Source organism: Lysinibacillus sp. NPDC094403 (assembly GCF_050278745.1).
GTDB lineage: Bacteria > Bacillota > Bacilli > Bacillales_A > Planococcaceae > Lysinibacillus.
Window position 1 is genome coordinate 143,352 of the sequence record NZ_JBNNTL010000001.1, and the last position, 16,533, is coordinate 159,884.

Consider the following 16,533-nt stretch of genomic DNA (forward strand, 5'->3'; position numbering starts at 1 on the left):
AAGAGAGGTGAAAAATAACAATGAATCATGAAGCTCCATTAAAAGTAGTTGATTTTGGTTTGTTTACTCTAACGTTCAACCTTTCAACTGTAATGATGTTACTAGTCGCAGCTGTAATCGTTTTCTTAATCGCGTTTATCTCAACTAGAAGCCTTAAGTTAAAACCTACAGGTATGCAAAACTTTATGGAATGGATTATGGATTTCGTAAAGAACATCATCAAAAGCAACATGGACTGGAAAACTGGCGGTCGATTCCACATTTTAGGTATCACGTTAATTATGTTTATCGCTGTATCTAACTTATTAGGTCTTCCATTCTCTATCATCTATGATGGCGAACTTTGGTGGAAATCTCCTACAGCTGACCCAACTGTTACAATGACGCTTGCAGCAATGATTTTAGCCTTAACACATTTCTATGGTATTAAAATGAAGGGGACAGGCCATTATGTTGGTACATTCTTCAAGCCAATGTCATTCATGTTCCCGCTAAAAATCGTTGAAGAATTTGCGAACACTTTAACATTAGGTCTTCGTCTTTACGGTAACATTTATGCAGGTGAGATTTTACTTGGCTTAATCGCAGGTTTAGCATCATCAGGTGCTGTTGGATTCATCGGAGCAATTGTTCCAATGATGGCATGGCAAGGTTTCTCTATTTTCATCGGCTTTATCCAAGCCTTTATCTTCACAATGTTAACAATGGTTTACATGGCTCATAAAGTGAGCGATGACCATTAATATAAAGCATACATCTTATGCTTGAACCCAAAAAAAACAAACAATTCCAAGGAGGAAATTTTCAAATGACAGGTTCATTAGGTTTATTAGCAGCAGCAATCGCAATCGGTTTAGGTGCACTTGGTGCAGGTATCGGTAACGGTCTTATCGTTTCAAAAACAGTAGAAGGTATCGCTCGTCAACCAGAAGCTCGTGGCGTTCTTCAAACTACAATGTTCATCGGGGTAGCATTAGTTGAAGCCCTACCAATCATCGCAGTAGTAATCGCATTCATCGTAATGAACAAATAATTCAGTTGTATACTGAATTCTAGTGGCGAAGCAGGAATCTCTAGATGAAACTTCGCCCTTCATTTTGGAACTGATAAAAGCTATGTGAAAATATAGCTTTTTAAAATAGGTAGTTTTTCAAGTAATAAAATTATTATGTTGAAGTTAAAGCTCTTGAAGGGAGTGAAACAATCGTGTTTTTAGATAATCTTGTACTAGGCAACGCTGGACCTGGTTTCAATGGTGGTGATATCGCCGCAACATTGATCATTTTCATAGTGTTAATGCTATTACTTAAAAAGTTCGCTTGGGGTCCACTTATGGGCATCATGCAACAACGTGAAGAATTAGTAGCTAGTGAAATCGAAGCAGCTGAAAAAGCTCGCAAAGATTCTCATGCATTTTTAGAAGAACAAAAGAGCCTTCTTAAAGAAGCTCGTACGGAAGCACAATCGATTGTTGAAGGCGCTAAGAAGCAAGGCGAAGTGCAAAAAGAAGAAATTCTTACTGCAGCACGCAATGAAGCGAACCGCTTAAAAGAATCGGCTTTACGTGAAATTGAGTCTGAAAAAGAAAAAGCTATTGCAGCTGTACGTGATGAAGTCGTTTCATTATCTGTACTTGCAGCATCTAAAGTCCTTAGCAAAGAGATTTCTGAGGCAGACAACCGTGCTCTAATTGAAGAGACGATTGCGAAGGCAGGGGAAGCTCGATGAGTAATTCAACTGTAGCAAAACGTTACGCTCAAGCGCTTTTTGAATTAGCGCAACAAAAAAACATTCTTGCAGAAGTTGGAGCAGACTTAAACGAACTAACAAAGGTTGTCAATGAATCTCCTGATTTTTTAACACTTTTAAATGCTCCTAAGTTCTCTATTGAACGCAAGAAACAAATGGTAGCTGAAATCTTTGCTGGTGCAACTCCAGAAGTTTTACACACAGTTCAACTACTTGTTGAGAAAAAACGTGTAAACGAAGTGAAGCTAATCGCAACAGCATATGCTGAACTTGCTGCACAAGCACAAGGTATTGCAGATGCTACAGTATTCTCAACTCGTGCAATTTCTGCTGAAGAGAACGCTAACATTTCGGCAGCGTTTGCGAAACTTGTTGGGAAACAATCATTAAACATAACAAACGAAATCGATCCATCTTTACTTGGTGGGATTCGTGTTCAAATCGGTAACCATATTTATGATAGCTCAGTAGCGAACAAGCTTGAGCGTCTAAAACGTGAATTAATCGGTTAATAATTTAGAAATGTGAGAGGTGACATACATGGGCATCAAGGCTGAAGAAATCAGCAGTCTGATTAAACAACAGATTGAGAATTATGAATCTGAACTTAAAGTAAGCGAAGTTGGTACAGTTATCCGTATTGGTGACGGTATCGCACTTGCTCATGGCCTCGACAACGTCATGGCTGGAGAGCTTTTAGAGTTCTCTAACGGTGTTATGGGTATGGCTCAAAACCTAGAAGAAGGTAGCGTTGGTATCGTAATTTTAGGTCCATACACAGACATCAAAGAAGGCGATGAAGTTCGTCGTACAGGTCGTATCATGGAAGTACCAGTTGGTGAAGAACTAATTGGTCGTGTTGTAAACCCACTTGGTCAACCAGTGGATGGACAAGGTCCTATCAACACAACAAAATCTCGTCCAATCGAAAGTCCAGCTTTCGGTGTAATGGCTCGTAAATCAGTACACGAACCACTACAAACTGGTATCAAAGCGATTGACGCTCTAGTACCAATCGGTCGTGGTCAACGTGAGTTAATCATCGGTGACCGTCAAACTGGTAAAACATCAGTAGCAATCGATGCAATTCTTAACCAAAATGACCAAAACATGATCTGTATCTATGTTGCAATCGGTCAAAAAGAATCTACTGTACGTGGTGTAGTAGAAACTCTTCGTAAAAATGGCGCTTTAGATTACACAATCGTTGTGACAGCTTCTGCTTCTCAACCAGCTCCATTATTATTCTTAGCACCACTTGCTGGTGTTTCTATGGCAGAAGAATTCATGTTACAAGGTAAGCACGTATTAATCGTGTATGATGATCTTTCTAAACAAGCATCAGCTTACCGTGAACTTTCACTTCTTCTACGCCGTCCTCCAGGTCGTGAAGCTTACCCTGGTGACGTTTTCTACTTACACAGCCGCTTACTTGAACGCGCTGCGAAGTTAAATGAAACATACCAAAATGGTTCTATTACAGCTCTTCCATTCGTTGAGACACAAGCTGGGGATATCTCTGCATACATCCCAACTAACGTAATCTCAATCACTGATGGACAAATTTTCTTACAATCTGACTTATTCAACTCTGGTGTACGTCCAGCGATTAACGCCGGTCTTTCTGTATCACGTGTAGGTGGATCTGCTCAAATTAAAGCGATGAAAAAAGTTGCGGGTACACTACGTCTTGACTTAGCTGCATTCCGTGAACTTGAATCATTTGCTCAATTCGGTTCTGATTTAGATAAAATCACACTGGCTAAACTTGAACGTGGTAAACGTACGGTTGAAGTTCTTAAACAAGACCTTAACAAACCACTTAAAGTTGAAAAGCAAGTTGCTATCCTTTATGCATTAACTAAAGGTCACTTAGATGATATTCCAGTACAAGATATCGTTCGCTTCGAAGGTGAATTCTTAAGCTGGTTAGATACAAACCACACAAACGTTTTAGATCATGTTCGTACTACAAAAGAGCTTGCTCCTGATGCTGATTACGTAGCAGCTTTAACTGAGTTCAAAAAAACTTTCGCTAAATCAGAATAAGTTCGAGTTAGTCACTTGATTAAAAAACAAAAGGTGGTGAAATACCAGTGGTAAACTTACGCGAAATAAAAGGTCGTATTAATTCTACAAAGAGTACGAAACAAATTACGAAAGCGATGCAGATGGTTTCTTCTTCAAAGTTACGTCGTGCAGAGCAAAACGCTAAAGCGTACGTTCCTTACATGGAAAAAATCCAGGACGTAGTAGGCGCGATCGCTTCAGGAACAAAAGACAGTGGACATCCAATGTTAACTGCTCGTCCTGTTAAGAAAACAGCTTACTTAGTCATTGGTTCTGACCGTGGTCTTGCAGGTGCTTACAACTCAAGTATCCTACGTCAAGTACAACGTACAATTGACGAGCGTCATAAATCAAAAGACGAATACGTTATTTTAGCGGTAGGTCGTGTTGTTCGTGATTACTTTGTGAAACGTGATCATAATGTCATCAGCGATGTTGTTGGTCTTCCGGACCAACCATCATTTGCTGATATCAAAGAAATCGCTCGTAAAGCTGTTGGTATGTTCACTGATGGTACGTATGATGAACTTTATATGTACTACAATCACTTTGTCAGCGCAATTGCTAGCGAAGTGACAGAGAAAAAACTTCTTCCATTAACGGATCTTGCACCTGCTAGCAGTAATGCTTCTTACGAATTTGAGCCATCTGGTGAAGCAATTCTTGAAGTGTTACTTCCACAATACGCGGAAAGCTTAGTTTACGGCGCATTATTAGATGGAAAAGCAAGTGAACATGCTTCTCGTATGACGGCTATGAAAAATGCAACTGATAACGCTTCTGATCTTATTTCAGACCTTTCATTGCAATATAACCGTGCGCGTCAAGCGGCGATTACACAAGAAATTACAGAAATCGTTGGTGGAGCTGCAGCCTTAGAATAGGCCAGCTTCCCAATGTCGTATAAGAATACGATAGGAGGGTACACAGTAATGAATAAAGGACATGTTATTCAAGTAATGGGTCCAGTTGTTGACGTAAAATTTAACAACGGCCAATTACCAGCAATCTATAACTCATTAACAGTTAAGATTGAACGTCCTAATGAAGAACCAACAATTCTTGCATTAGAAGTTGCTCTTCATTTAGGTGATGATTCTGTTCGTACAATTGCAATGTCATCTACTGATGGCTTACAACGTGGAGCAGAAGTTACAGACTCAGGAAAAGCTATCTCAGTACCAGTTGGTGAAGTTACTCTAGGTCGTGTATTCAACGTACTTGGAGAAGTAATCGACTTAGGTGAAGAGATTCCAGCTGACGTTCGTCGTGATTCAATTCACCGCGAAGCACCAACTTTCGCTGAACTTTCAACTTCAGTTGAAATTCTTGAAACAGGTATCAAAGTTGTAGACTTACTTGCACCATATATTAAAGGTGGTAAAATCGGTCTATTCGGTGGTGCCGGTGTAGGTAAAACTGTATTAATCCAAGAATTAATCAATAACATCGCGCAAGAGCACTCAGGTATCTCTGTATTCGCTGGTGTAGGTGAGCGTACTCGTGAAGGGAACGACTTATTCTTCGAGATGAGCGATTCAGGCGTTATCAAGCAAACAGCGATGGTATTCGGTCAAATGAATGAACCACCAGGTGCACGTATGCGTGTAGCTTTAACTGGTCTTACAATGGCAGAATACTTCCGTGATGAGCAAGGTGCTGACGTACTTTTATTCATCGACAATATCTTCCGTTTCACTCAAGCAGGTTCTGAGGTTTCTGCCCTATTAGGTCGTATGCCTTCTGCGGTAGGTTACCAGCCAACACTTGCAACTGAAATGGGTAAATTACAAGAACGTATCACATCTACTAACAAAGGTTCTGTAACTTCTATTCAAGCGATCTATGTACCAGCCGATGACTATACTGACCCGGCTCCAGCTACAACTTTCGCCCACTTAGATGCAACTACTAACCTTGAGCGTAAATTATCAGAAATGGGTATCTACCCTGCGGTTGACCCATTAGCTTCGACTTCTCGTGCTTTATCACCAGAAATCGTAGGCGCTGAGCACTACGCAATTGCTACTGGTGTACAACGTACAATCCAACGTTACCGTGAATTACAAGATATCATTGCTATCTTAGGTATGGATGAATTATCTGATGAAGATAAACAAACAGTAGAACGTGCTCGTCGTATTCAATTCTTCTTATCTCAAAACTTCCACGTTGCGGAACAATTTACTGGTCAAAAAGGTTCTTATGTACCTGTTAAAGAAACTGTTCGCTCATTCAAGGAAATCCTTGATGGCAAATGGGATCACCTACCAGAAGATGCTTTCCGTCTAGTTGGATCTATTGATGAAGTGGTTGAAAAAGCGAAAAGCATGGGCGTAGAGGTTTAATACTAGGGACGAGGAGGAAAAAATATGAAGACAGTTCTAGTCAATATTGTCACTCCCGACGGCCCAGTATACGATTCTGAAGTATCAATGGTAATCGCTAAAACAACTTCAGGTGAAATCGGTGTTCTTGCAGGCCATATTCCTATGGTTGCTCCACTTGCAATTGGTGCAGTGAAGCTTAAAAAAGAAAACGGTTCAACTGAACTTGTTGCTTTAAGCGGTGGTTTCATTGAAGTTCGCCCTGAAAAAATCTCAATTTTAGCTCCGTCTGCTGAAATTGCTGAAAGCATCGATGTTAAACGTGCTAAAGAAGCCGTTAAACGTGCTGAAGGTCGTCTTCAAGGTAAACAAGATAACATTGATTTCAAACGTGCTGACCTAGCATTAAAACGTGCGTTGAATCGTATCAACGTTCATGAGGGTAATATCTAATTCAAATTTTAACGGGCAGATTCAACATCTGTCCGTTTTTTAACATTATGCTACCGTTTGGGCGTATTGCTAGAGAGATTAATATGGAGGAACTAACATGGAAATGTATGAGGCAATAGGGCAAGAAGCTTTAATAGGGATATTATCGCATATATTTTTTATCGCTATTACTTTTTATGCGCTACAAGCTTTTATGATCGAAAAGATCTTTAAGAAGAATAAAGTATTTCAAATCCAGTTAATTTATATTTTATTAAGTATTGCGATAGGATCAGCCGTTTCAAATTTCTTTCTCCAAATTTCAAGTTGGTCTGGAAAGCTTCCGTATTTATTTTAATAGCCCCTTATTACTATCTTTATGTTAGTAATTGAATATACATATTTCACAGGGCTTTATAACTAATTTATGTGGTCCTTTGAAATATGTAAAACTTAGTTTAACTTCTTTCAGCAATTATTATAGTAGCGAAAGCGAAGCGTTAGTGCTGTAGTCTCTCATGTCTATAGGTGGTGAGATGAATGCGACGCAATTATGCTGAGGCGAAATTGATATAAATCCATTAGATTTTGTTTTTTGTTCACATATCTTTGGGTATATATTAGAAATTTACGCTTTTCTTCCATGTTATTGGTCATTCACAAAAAAAAAAATCATGCGTACAATAAATAAATAGCAAAATATTGATAAATGACGTAAAATAGTGATTTGGATGCTTGAACGAGCATAAGAAAAGTTGTACTATAGAGTTGTTTGTTTACTGATTATGACATTATACTTCTTTTTAAAATAAAAATTTGATAGGTTAATAGATTGAATTCGGAGGGACATAGGGTGGAAAAAATAATAGTGACTGGCGGCCAAAAGTTACAGGGGAAAGTACGCGTAGAGGGCGCAAAAAATGCGGTGTTACCAATCCTAGCAGCGGCTTTACTTGCTTCTAAAGGAGAAAATGTAATTAAAGAAGTCCCTAACTTAGCAGATGTCTTTACAATAAATGAAGTACTGAAAAGTCTAAATGCGGCAGTTACATATATACCAGAGGACAATACAGTATATATAGATACAACAAAAGAACTTTCTAGTGAAGCTCAATTTGAATTTGTCAGTAAAATGCGTGCATCGATTTTAGTGATGGGTTCCTTACTTGCTCGAAATGGCTATGCTCGTGTTGCTTTACCGGGGGGCTGTGCAATCGGTTCCCGTCCAATTGAGTTACATTTAAAGGGCTTTGAGGCTATGGGAGCAAAAATCTCTTTTGGTCATGGATATGTAGAGGCGAAGGCAGAAGGACGTTTAAAAGGCGCAAATGTGTATTTAGATTTCCCGAGCGTTGGGGCAACAGAAAATATTATGACAGCTGCAGCCTTAGCGCAAGGAACAACTGTGATTGAAAATGCAGCGAAAGAGCCTGAAATTGTAGATCTTGCAAACTTTATTAATAGTATGGGCGGTCGTGTTATCGGTGCAGGTACGAATACAATTCGTATCGAAGGAGTAGATACATTATATGGAACAGAACATCATATTATTCCTGACCGAATTGAAGCTGGCACATTTATGGTTGCAGCAGCAATTACAAAAGGGGATGTAACGATCGAAAATGCTGTCCCTGAGCATATGACAGCATTAATTGCGAAGATGCGTGAAATGGGTGTTGAAATTACTGAGCTAGATGAAGGAATCCGTGTACGTGCTCCTAAAACATTAAAAGCTGTTGATATTAAAACAATGCCACATCCAGGCTTCCCAACAGATATGCAATCTCAAATGATGGCCTTAATGTTAACTGCTGAAGGTACGAGTATTATTACGGAAACGGTTTTTGAAAATCGTTTTATGCATGTTGAGGAGTTCCGTCGTATGAATGCCGGTGCTAAAATAGAAGGACGTTCTGTGTTTATCGAAGGGCCTGTAAACCTTCAGGGTGCTGAAGTAATGGCGACTGATTTACGAGCTGCGGCTGCACTAATTTTAGCAGGTCTTGTATCTGAAGGTGTGACTAGAGTTACAAAACTTCATCACTTAGATCGTGGTTACGTCGATTTCCATGGCAAATTGGCTGCACTTGGCGCAAATATTGAACGTGTACCAGTTGAGGAAGTTATCATTAAAGAGAAAACAACTGTTGAATTACCAACAAACTAAATAGATTTCTAAACCCTTTGCTTAAGAGCAGAGGGTTTTTTCTTTGTAGTGCAATCCATGTTAGCGAGAGTGAAGCTGTAATAGGAAGCTTCATGATCATTAGATGAAAAGAAGACTAAAACCGTCTCAAAAGTGATAATTTATCTTAGGAAAAAAGCGTATTTAAAGAGGATGTTAGTTCCTATTTAGCGTTTTTAAAACGTATGCCATGTTATAAGTTGATTGGAGTGGAGGCTGGGCGACTCCTTGGGGATCAGCGTCACAGATGAGACCCTGCAGCGAAGCGGATGTTTTCTGTGCGAAAGCGAAGCGGCAGCAATAAAAGCGGCTCATCGGACGCCCCCAGGAAAGCGCCCAGCCGGAACGGAAATCGACTTCACGCTATGGTGATAAGCGATTTATAGAGAGCCCTCAACATTCACATATTTTGAAGAGTTTCAGCATATTATTCCTTATGAAAAAATGGATAATGAGTATAGGCATAATTTGTTTGATTGGAGCATTATATATGCTTCCTGTGGCATTTGGTGAGAGACTTACGGTTAAAGAGGATTCGCCTTCAACAACAGAGCAAGCTTGTGAAATATTCATAGAAGTGGAGGGACAACAGGAGAAAATCCCTTTAGAAAAGTATGTGACTGGTGTGGTAGCTGCAGAAATGCCTGTTTCATTTAAAAAAGAAGCTTTAAAGGCGCAAGCTATTGCTGCAAGGACATACGCGTTGAAATCGACAAATTACGGTAAAATAGCTATCGCTCCTACTGTTGCTAGACAAGTTTTTTACGATAAGGAGCAAAGAAAAGCGAATTGGACTAGCAATTTCCCGGGGAATGAAAAGAAAATTGTCGAGGCTGTTAACGAAACGAAAGGACAAGTTCTTCTATATAATAATGAATTAATTACGGCAATGTTTCACTCTACTAGCAATGGAAAAACAGAAAGTGCTTACGATTTTAGTGGCAATGATGTACCTTATCTACAAAGTGTTGCGAGTATTTCGGATCTATCATCACCAAAATTTTCAGCGACGAAAGAATGGACATTAACTGAATGGAATGCACTGTGGCCAGTTAAATGGCAGGCAAGTGATTTCAATCGTGTACAGTTCTTTATAAATGACTCAGGACGTGTTGAGCGCATGCAGTTAGGTAAGAATGTGTGGTCAGGACGAGAAGTACGAACACTTTTAGAAATATCATCAACGGATTTTAAAATTAACTATAATTCTGCCGCTGGAAAAGTACAGGTGAGCACAAAAGGATACGGACATGGAGTAGGGATGAGTCAATATGGAGCAGAGGCTATGGCAAGTGATGGGAAAAGCGCTGCCGAAATTTTACACTATTATTATCAAGAAATTGAGATAAAAAAGATAGATGCATGTTTAAAATAACTTCTAGTTGTTCACACTGCAACTAGAGGTGATGAAAATGAGAGAGGATAAAAATAGTAAAACTTCTCACAATCAACAAGATGAAAAAGTTCAATTACAGAAGAAACCGTGGTTTTGGCCGGCTGTTTACGCTGGTGGCGCTCTAATGCTAGCAGGTTTGCTACTTGGATACAATAGTCTCGTATCAAAGGTAGAAGAGGCGCCGTCACCAAATGTAGCAGAAGTAGATTCAGGTCCTGTAGTTGAAACAAATGCAAGAACAGAAACAATGAAGTACCCATTCAAGGAAGCAAATCTTAGTAAAATTCAAGTTTCTCAAGAGTTTTATGAAGTAGAGGCTAATGCAGAGTCGCGTGAAAAAGCACTAATGGTATTTAATCAAACATTTACGACATCTTCCGGTATTACTCTTTCTATGAATGGTGAAGAATTTGAAGTACTTGCTGCTTTAAGTGGTAAAGTAAAACAAGTAAAACTTGATGCATTTACAGGCAATAAAATTGTTATTGAGCATGCAGATGGTAAGGAAACACATTACAGCTCTGTAAAAGACATTGCTGTCAAGGAAGGCGATGAGGTAACACAAGGTCAAGTACTTGGAAAAGCGACTGACAATGAGTGGAACCAAAGCGCTGGCGTAAACTTGCATTTTGAAGTACTAGAAAACGGGAAATATATTAATCCGAAAAAATTACTAGCATTTTAATTTATTTCAGTAGAAGTCTCTCACCTCTATAGGTGGGAGACTTCTACTGGTTTAAGACACTTTTCAGCGAGTATCCAAAAAACTGCTGAAATAGAGGAACTCAGGCTAAGAACTTCACATCCTGTAAAAGCGCCTGAGTGACCACCATCGTGTTGCTGTCGCTACGCTTTCACGCTAAAAACTAAAGACTCCGAACGTAATTATGCCGAGGTATGATAGTAAAATTCGTAGATTTCAAATATAGTAAATGATAATTTACAATGGGAGAAACGAATACTAAAAAATGCATAAAAAATCAGTAATATATCGTGAAAATGTAAAACGTGTTCTGAATAGCTTTGTCCTTACATAAGGTGAAGAAATGCGCAGACGTGCATCTGATGCCAACGCCATTTGCGAAATTGTGTGGAAAGGACGAAGAACGTGCACGAGCACATTCGGAAGCGCTGCATACGCCTCGGTGAGTTATTGATTGAGACGCGTGAAACTGTGCGTGTCCTCGCGAAAATGACAGGTTTTTCAAAAAGTACGGTGCACAAAGATTTAACAGAGAGATTGCCAACAATACATGAAGGATTAGCTGAGCAAGTGAAGGAAATTCTCGCTTACCATAAGGCCGTACGTCATATTCGTGGAGGAGAGGCAACGAAAAACAAGTGGAAAGAAAGAGCGAGTCAAGATTGATTCGTTCTTTTTTAAATGCAAAGGACAAGCTAGATTCTTATTTTTGATTTCCTTACATAATTAGAATTTTTCAAAAACAGGGGCTCATCACCCAAAGTTGTGGGCTGACTATTGTTAATAAGTGTTTTCATTTTAAATAGTTGGTTGGAGTGGAGACTGGGTGACTCCTTGGGGATTAGCGATAGAGGAACGAAGGCTAAGGGCATCACGTCCTGTGATAACGCCTTCGTGACCAACATCGTGTTGGCCTAAGCGGCTCATTGGACGCCCCCAGGAAGCTCTGCTCTGCGCGAAAGCGAAGCGACAGCAACAAATGTTTAATCTGTGAGAAAGCGAAGCGACAGCAACAAATGTTTTAACTGTGCGAAAGCGAAGCGACAGCAACAAATGTTTTAACTGTGCGAAAGCGAAGCGACAGCAACAAATGTTTTAACTGTGCGAAAGCGAAGCGACAGCAACAAATGATTTATCTGTGCGAAAGCGAAGCGTCAGCAACAAATGTTTTAACTGTGCGAAAGCGAAGCGACAGCAACAAATGTTTTCTGCGCGAAAGCGAAGCGGCAGCGATAAAAGCGCCCAGTCGGAACGGAAACCAACCCTCGTTAGGTGATCAGCCAAAAAAGAATGTTTAAACAATTTCTTCTTTTCAATAACTGTTCATATAATTGAAGGAATGCAGTTCTATTCACTAAAATTAGGTGAAATTACCAAAAGGATATGATAAAATATTCTAGATAAACAGATAAAAATGAACGTTATGTAGTTGGAACTGGCGGGAAGGAGAAATAATAAAATGTTTTCTAAAGATATAGGCATTGACTTAGGAACTGCGAACGTATTAATACACGTTAAAGGTAAAGGAATCGTCTTAAATGAACCATCTGTTGTGGCGATTGATAAAAAAACAAATAAAGTATTAGCGGTGGGGGAAGAGGCTCGCCAAATGGTAGGGCGTACACCGGGGAATATTACTGCAATTCGACCACTACGAGATGGCGTTATTGCGGATTTTGATGTTACAGAAGCTATGCTAAGACATTTCATCAATAAATTAGATGTAAAAGGATTTTTAGCGAAACCACGTATTTTAATTTGCTGTCCAACAAACATTACTAGTGTTGAGCAAAAAGCTATTCGCGAAGCTGCAGAAAAATCAGGTGGAAAAAAAGTATACTTAGAAGAAGAACCAAAAGTTGCAGCAATTGGTGCAGGCATGGATATATTCCAACCTAGTGGTAATATGGTAGTCGATATTGGCGGTGGAACAACAGATGTAGCAGTTCTATCAATGGGTGATATTGTAACGAGCGAATCCATTAAGGTTGCAGGAGACGTTTTTGATAATGATATTTTACAATATATTAAAAAAGAATATAAATTGCTAATTGGTGAACGTACTGCAGAAGCAATAAAAATCACAATTGGTACAGTCTTTAAGGGCGCGAGAAACGATTCAATGGATATTCGTGGTCGTGACATGGTGACAGGTCTACCACGTACAATAGAAATTCACTCTGAGGAGATTGAACGTGCATTACATGAATCGGTTGCTATGATTGTCCAATCTGCAAAAAATGTTTTAGAAAAAACGCCACCAGAGTTATCAGCTGATATAATTGATCGTGGGGTCATTATTACTGGCGGTGGTGCATTACTACATGGAATGGACCAGCTATTAATAGAAGAGTTAAAGGTACCTGTGTTCATTGCAGAGCACCCTATGGATTGTGTAGCAATTGGTACAGGCATTATGCTTGAAAATATTGATCGAGTGCCCGCATCCTTATAAAAATATAATGAGGTGATTCCTTTGTTTAAAGGGTTTTATACAGTTGCAACTGGTATGATTGCACAACAAAGACGAACAGAATTACTAACTAATAATTTATCAAATGCGAATACACCAGGGTTTAAAGCAGACCAATCAACAATTCGGTCATTTCCCGACATGCTTATGTCAAGTGTAGGAAAAACAAATGCACCTGCTAATCAGCAAGCAGGCTCTCAATATATGAGTCAAGTTGGCGCTTTAAATACAGGGATTTATATGCAAGAAACATTGCCAAATTACATACAAGGTCAAATCTATAGCACAGACTTCACGACGGATATGGCTTTGATCGATGGAAACTTACCGCAAAATGAAGATGGCACTACTGGATCTATTTTCTTCCGTTTAGCACATCCAGAGGGTGGCGAGGCATACACACGTAACGGGAATTTTACATTAGATGGTCAAGGCTATTTAGTAAATCCACAAGGACTATATGTGCTATCAGACAGAGGTCAACGCATCCAGCTACCGAATGATGATTTCCGCTTAGATGAGAACGGTGCAATTTACGTTAATAATCAGCAAGTTGCTCGTGTTGGAGTATCATTTTCAGCGAATCCGAACATGCTACGTAAACAGGATAATGGGTTAATTCGAACAGAAAATGGTGAGAACTTACCTACAGCTTACGGTGCCAATGGCGTATCCTTTACACTGCGTCAAAATTATCTAGAGGGCTCAAACGTAGATTCTAGTCGCACAATGACGGATTTAATGACAGCTTATCGCGCTTTCGAAGCTAACCAAAAAGTGTTACAGGCTTATGATCGCAGTATGGAAAAGGCTGCCAATGAAATCGGAAAAGTATAATAGGCGAATAGGAGACGTTTAATCATGCTACGTACAATGATGACTGCAACAAACACGATGGGGCAATTACAAAATAAAATTGATACAATTAGTAATAACATTGCTAATAGCAATACACTCGGCTTTAAATCACAAGAAGCTACATTTAATGAAATGCTTTATCAGCAATTTAATAATGACAAGCAAGACCGTGCTGTTCGACAATCACCTGTTGGCATTCGTTATGGTTCAGGTGCAATGCTTGGACAAATCCAATCAAATCAAAAGCAAGGCTCTCTACAAACAACAAATCGTGACCTTGATTTAGCTTTTACAAAACCAAAGCAATATTTCAATATTTTGATGCCAAATGGTGAAAATGGCACAAAAACAGTGTATACTCGTCAAGGTGACTTTTATTTATCACCATTAAATAATGGAACAGTAATGGTTGTAACTGCAGATGGATATCCATTGGCAAACTCAACAGGACAAGCTATTACATTACCGGATAATGTGAAAAGTTTCGCGGTCCGTAATGGGGGCGTATTAGAGGCATTAGACTCAAATGGAAATACTATTCGTACTGATTTAGCAGTGACAGAGTTCCAAAAGCCACAGCTAATGGAGAAAGTTTCTGGCTCCTATGTTGGATTGCCGAATAACCTAGCTCAACTTGGATATACACAAGCTGAAGTTATCACTGAATTACGAGGAGCAAATCGTCAGCAAATTGGCATGCAAAGCGGGTCGCTAGAAATGTCGAATGTAAATCTTTCAAAGGAAATGACGGATTTAATGCAAACACAGCGCTCTTATCAATTCAATGCTAGAGCAGTAACTTTAGCAGACCAAATGCTTGGGCTCATTAATGGTATTCGATAGTAAATTCGTTATTACTGTTTAGTAAGGAATGAAGAGGAGTACAATCTATGACAAACGATTCAAGTCGAGGTTCTGTGCAAACAAAAGCAACCGATACGCCACCAGAAGAGAAGGAACACGGCTCAAATGGAGAGCAACAAGAGGTTCGATGGGTGCAAATACGGCTGATTCCGATTTGGCTACGCGTTGTACTTATTATCATCTTAGTTGTTGTTGCTGCAGTTTTAGGTGCAATGTTTGGCTATAGTGTGATTGGACAAGGTAAAGCCATGGATGTTTTTAAACCCGAAACATGGCAGCATATATTTGATATTATGAATGGTAAAGAATAATTTTATTCTTTACCATACTTTGTGTTTACATAATTTAAGGGGGAAAAGAAATGTTAACAGCAGAGCAAATTCAAGCAATTCTACCACATCGTTATCCATTTTTATTCGTTGATCGTATCGTTGAATTAGAAGAAGGTAAGCGTGCAGTTGGTTTAAAAAATGTCTCTATGAACGAGGACTTTTTTAATGGGCACTTCCCAGGCTATCCAGTAATGCCTGGAGTATTAATTGTAGAGGCATTAGCACAAGTTGGTGGAGTAGCTTTATTAAAAGCAGATGAATTCCAAGGACGTCTAGCTTTCTTAACAGGTATTGATAATTGTCGTTTCAAGCGCCAAGTAGTACCGGGAGATCAACTTCGATTAGAAGTAGAGTTCGTGAAACTACGTGGAGTAATGGGCAAAGGTCACGGTGTAGCGACAGTCGATGGAGAACTAGTATGTGAAGCAGATATTTTATTTGCAATTGGACCTGAGCAACCAAAACAGGCTTAATTTGCAATTATAGGCTAAAAGATATAAAATAATTATGTCGAATAATGTCTTTACTGTTAATCTTTCAATAGTTTATCTTTTGTGACATGAATGCAGTAAAAGAAAAGAATGTCATTTTATAAAAATGCAATGGCGTATATGTTATTGTGAATTGAAATACATGTAATTTTAGTTTTGTTTTTAAAACGTAGGAGGATTATATAGATGTATAAGGAATTGTCTTCAGGTGTTAAAATTAGCATTACACGTTCGATTTCAACATCTTTTGAATCATACTTAGCAAGTATTGATTGGAAAGAAGAGCGCTTTTCTATGGAAGACTTCATTGCTAGCTGGCAAACTTATTTTCAAGATAATGCCGCATGGATCGAAAAAATCCCAGCAGATGTTTTGATGAGTACTGAATTCCATGAAGAGATGGCGCAAAAAATCGATGAAGTAATTGCAAAAATTTTAAATGAAGAACCAACAGATAAGCAAGTTGAAACAATCGATGCCTTGCAAAAAGAGCTAGGTACAAATTATAGCTACAACTGTAAAGCAGAAGCAGCATACATTGAACAATTGTTAAAAGAAAAACAAAAATAGTTTGTACAAAAATCGGATAGTTCCCTCCTTTCCCGGGCAATCTATGTAGGATCACAAATGCACACGTTGTATTTGATGACATA

Annotated in this window: 19 protein-coding genes; all 19 read left to right on the forward strand. The window is 39.0% G+C overall.

Annotated features, from left to right (window positions below; all coding sequences use genetic code 11):
* Positions 1–20 precede the first annotated feature (20 nt).
* Positions 21–743: a F0F1 ATP synthase subunit A gene (gene atpB / locus ACQKMV_RS00665; protein ID WP_134020520.1), complete on the forward strand. Its 723-nt coding sequence runs from the start codon at positions 21–23 to the stop codon at positions 741–743.
* Positions 744–808: 65 nt separating this feature from the next.
* The gene (gene atpE, locus ACQKMV_RS00670; RefSeq protein ID WP_132360362.1) at positions 809–1,033 is read left to right on the forward strand and encodes a F0F1 ATP synthase subunit C; all 225 of its coding nucleotides are present in this window, start codon (positions 809–811) and stop codon (positions 1,031–1,033) included.
* Positions 1,034–1,206: 173 nt separating this feature from the next.
* Complete coding sequence (atpF, locus tag ACQKMV_RS00675) at positions 1,207–1,728, forward strand: F0F1 ATP synthase subunit B (RefSeq protein WP_427426014.1); 522 nt, start codon at positions 1,207–1,209, stop codon at positions 1,726–1,728.
* The gene (locus ACQKMV_RS00680; protein WP_427501930.1) at positions 1,725–2,261 is read left to right on the forward strand and encodes a F0F1 ATP synthase subunit delta; all 537 of its coding nucleotides are present in this window, start codon (positions 1,725–1,727) and stop codon (positions 2,259–2,261) included. Before atpF ends, ACQKMV_RS00680 begins: the two co-directional genes overlap by 4 nt.
* 28 nt (positions 2,262–2,289) lie before the next feature.
* Positions 2,290–3,798, forward strand: a complete 1,509-nt coding sequence (gene atpA / locus ACQKMV_RS00685) for a F0F1 ATP synthase subunit alpha (RefSeq protein ID WP_427426016.1) — start codon at positions 2,290–2,292, stop codon at positions 3,796–3,798.
* 47 nt (positions 3,799–3,845) lie between these two features.
* Entirely contained in the window at positions 3,846–4,703 is an 858-nt protein-coding gene (gene atpG / locus ACQKMV_RS00690; RefSeq protein ID WP_053484440.1) for an ATP synthase F1 subunit gamma, read from the forward strand.
* 48 nt (positions 4,704–4,751) lie between these two features.
* On the forward strand, positions 4,752–6,167 hold the full coding sequence (atpD, locus tag ACQKMV_RS00695; RefSeq protein WP_427501931.1) for a F0F1 ATP synthase subunit beta: 1,416 nt from the start codon (positions 4,752–4,754) through the stop codon (positions 6,165–6,167).
* Positions 6,168–6,191: 24 nt separating this feature from the next.
* The gene (locus ACQKMV_RS00700) at positions 6,192–6,599 is read left to right on the forward strand and encodes a F0F1 ATP synthase subunit epsilon (protein WP_268636088.1); all 408 of its coding nucleotides are present in this window, start codon (positions 6,192–6,194) and stop codon (positions 6,597–6,599) included.
* Positions 6,600–6,696: 97 nt separating this feature from the next.
* The gene (locus ACQKMV_RS00705) at positions 6,697–6,936 is read left to right on the forward strand and encodes a DUF1146 family protein (RefSeq protein ID WP_427501932.1); all 240 of its coding nucleotides are present in this window, start codon (positions 6,697–6,699) and stop codon (positions 6,934–6,936) included.
* 495 nt (positions 6,937–7,431) lie between these two features.
* Positions 7,432–8,745 (forward strand): UDP-N-acetylglucosamine 1-carboxyvinyltransferase, encoded by a 1,314-nt coding sequence (gene murA / locus ACQKMV_RS00710; RefSeq protein ID WP_427426019.1) that lies wholly within the window; start codon positions 7,432–7,434, stop codon positions 8,743–8,745.
* A 508-nt stretch (positions 8,746–9,253) separates the two neighbouring features.
* Positions 9,254–10,138: a stage II sporulation protein D gene (gene spoIID / locus ACQKMV_RS00715; RefSeq protein ID WP_427501933.1), complete on the forward strand. Its 885-nt coding sequence runs from the start codon at positions 9,254–9,256 to the stop codon at positions 10,136–10,138.
* 37 nt (positions 10,139–10,175) lie between these two features.
* On the forward strand, positions 10,176–10,844 hold the full coding sequence (locus ACQKMV_RS00720; protein ID WP_427426021.1) for a peptidoglycan DD-metalloendopeptidase family protein: 669 nt from the start codon (positions 10,176–10,178) through the stop codon (positions 10,842–10,844).
* 423 nt (positions 10,845–11,267) lie between these two features.
* Positions 11,268–11,528 (forward strand): sporulation transcriptional regulator SpoIIID, encoded by a 261-nt coding sequence (locus tag ACQKMV_RS00725; RefSeq protein WP_427426022.1) that lies wholly within the window; start codon positions 11,268–11,270, stop codon positions 11,526–11,528.
* Between the two features lie 793 nt (positions 11,529–12,321).
* The gene (locus tag ACQKMV_RS00730) at positions 12,322–13,317 is read left to right on the forward strand and encodes a rod shape-determining protein (RefSeq protein ID WP_068986217.1); all 996 of its coding nucleotides are present in this window, start codon (positions 12,322–12,324) and stop codon (positions 13,315–13,317) included.
* A gap of 21 nt (positions 13,318–13,338) precedes the next feature.
* Positions 13,339–14,172: a flagellar hook-basal body protein gene (locus tag ACQKMV_RS00735; RefSeq protein WP_427501934.1), complete on the forward strand. Its 834-nt coding sequence runs from the start codon at positions 13,339–13,341 to the stop codon at positions 14,170–14,172.
* Positions 14,173–14,196: 24 nt separating this feature from the next.
* Positions 14,197–15,036: a flagellar hook-basal body protein gene (locus ACQKMV_RS00740; RefSeq protein WP_427426024.1), complete on the forward strand. Its 840-nt coding sequence runs from the start codon at positions 14,197–14,199 to the stop codon at positions 15,034–15,036.
* Positions 15,037–15,083: 47 nt separating this feature from the next.
* Positions 15,084–15,368, forward strand: coding sequence for a DNA-directed RNA polymerase subunit beta (locus ACQKMV_RS00745; protein WP_427501935.1), 285 nt, complete (start codon positions 15,084–15,086; stop codon positions 15,366–15,368).
* A gap of 50 nt (positions 15,369–15,418) precedes the next feature.
* Complete coding sequence (gene fabZ / locus ACQKMV_RS00750; RefSeq protein WP_427501936.1) at positions 15,419–15,862, forward strand: 3-hydroxyacyl-ACP dehydratase FabZ; 444 nt, start codon at positions 15,419–15,421, stop codon at positions 15,860–15,862.
* A gap of 204 nt (positions 15,863–16,066) precedes the next feature.
* A complete protein-coding gene (locus tag ACQKMV_RS00755; RefSeq protein WP_427501937.1) occupies positions 16,067–16,450 on the forward strand; it encodes a hypothetical protein in 384 nt (127 codons plus the stop codon).
* Positions 16,451–16,533: the final 83 nt, after the last annotated feature.

Excerpts from the sequence above, each read along its gene's own strand:
- atpB (WP_134020520.1), top strand. The coding sequence starts at position 21 with ATGAATCATGAAGCTCCATTAAAAGTAGTTGATTTTGGTTTGTTTACT.
- atpE (WP_132360362.1), top strand. The coding sequence starts at position 809 with ATGACAGGTTCATTAGGTTTATTAGCAGCAGCAATCGCAATCGGTTTA.
- ACQKMV_RS00680 (WP_427501930.1), top strand. The coding sequence starts at position 1,725 with ATGAGTAATTCAACTGTAGCAAAACGTTACGCTCAAGCGCTTTTTGAA.
- atpA (WP_427426016.1), top strand. The coding sequence starts at position 2,290 with ATGGGCATCAAGGCTGAAGAAATCAGCAGTCTGATTAAACAACAGATT.
- atpD (WP_427501931.1), top strand. The coding sequence starts at position 4,752 with ATGAATAAAGGACATGTTATTCAAGTAATGGGTCCAGTTGTTGACGTA.
- ACQKMV_RS00700 (WP_268636088.1), top strand. The coding sequence starts at position 6,192 with ATGAAGACAGTTCTAGTCAATATTGTCACTCCCGACGGCCCAGTATAC.
- ACQKMV_RS00705 (WP_427501932.1), top strand. The coding sequence starts at position 6,697 with ATGGAAATGTATGAGGCAATAGGGCAAGAAGCTTTAATAGGGATATTA.
- spoIID (WP_427501933.1), top strand. The coding sequence starts at position 9,254 with ATGCTTCCTGTGGCATTTGGTGAGAGACTTACGGTTAAAGAGGATTCG.
- ACQKMV_RS00720 (WP_427426021.1), top strand. The coding sequence starts at position 10,176 with ATGAGAGAGGATAAAAATAGTAAAACTTCTCACAATCAACAAGATGAA.
- ACQKMV_RS00730 (WP_068986217.1), top strand. The coding sequence starts at position 12,322 with ATGTTTTCTAAAGATATAGGCATTGACTTAGGAACTGCGAACGTATTA.
- ACQKMV_RS00740 (WP_427426024.1), top strand. The coding sequence starts at position 14,197 with ATGCTACGTACAATGATGACTGCAACAAACACGATGGGGCAATTACAA.
- ACQKMV_RS00745 (WP_427501935.1), top strand. The coding sequence starts at position 15,084 with ATGACAAACGATTCAAGTCGAGGTTCTGTGCAAACAAAAGCAACCGAT.
- fabZ (WP_427501936.1), top strand. The coding sequence starts at position 15,419 with ATGTTAACAGCAGAGCAAATTCAAGCAATTCTACCACATCGTTATCCA.
- ACQKMV_RS00755 (WP_427501937.1), top strand. The coding sequence starts at position 16,067 with ATGTATAAGGAATTGTCTTCAGGTGTTAAAATTAGCATTACACGTTCG.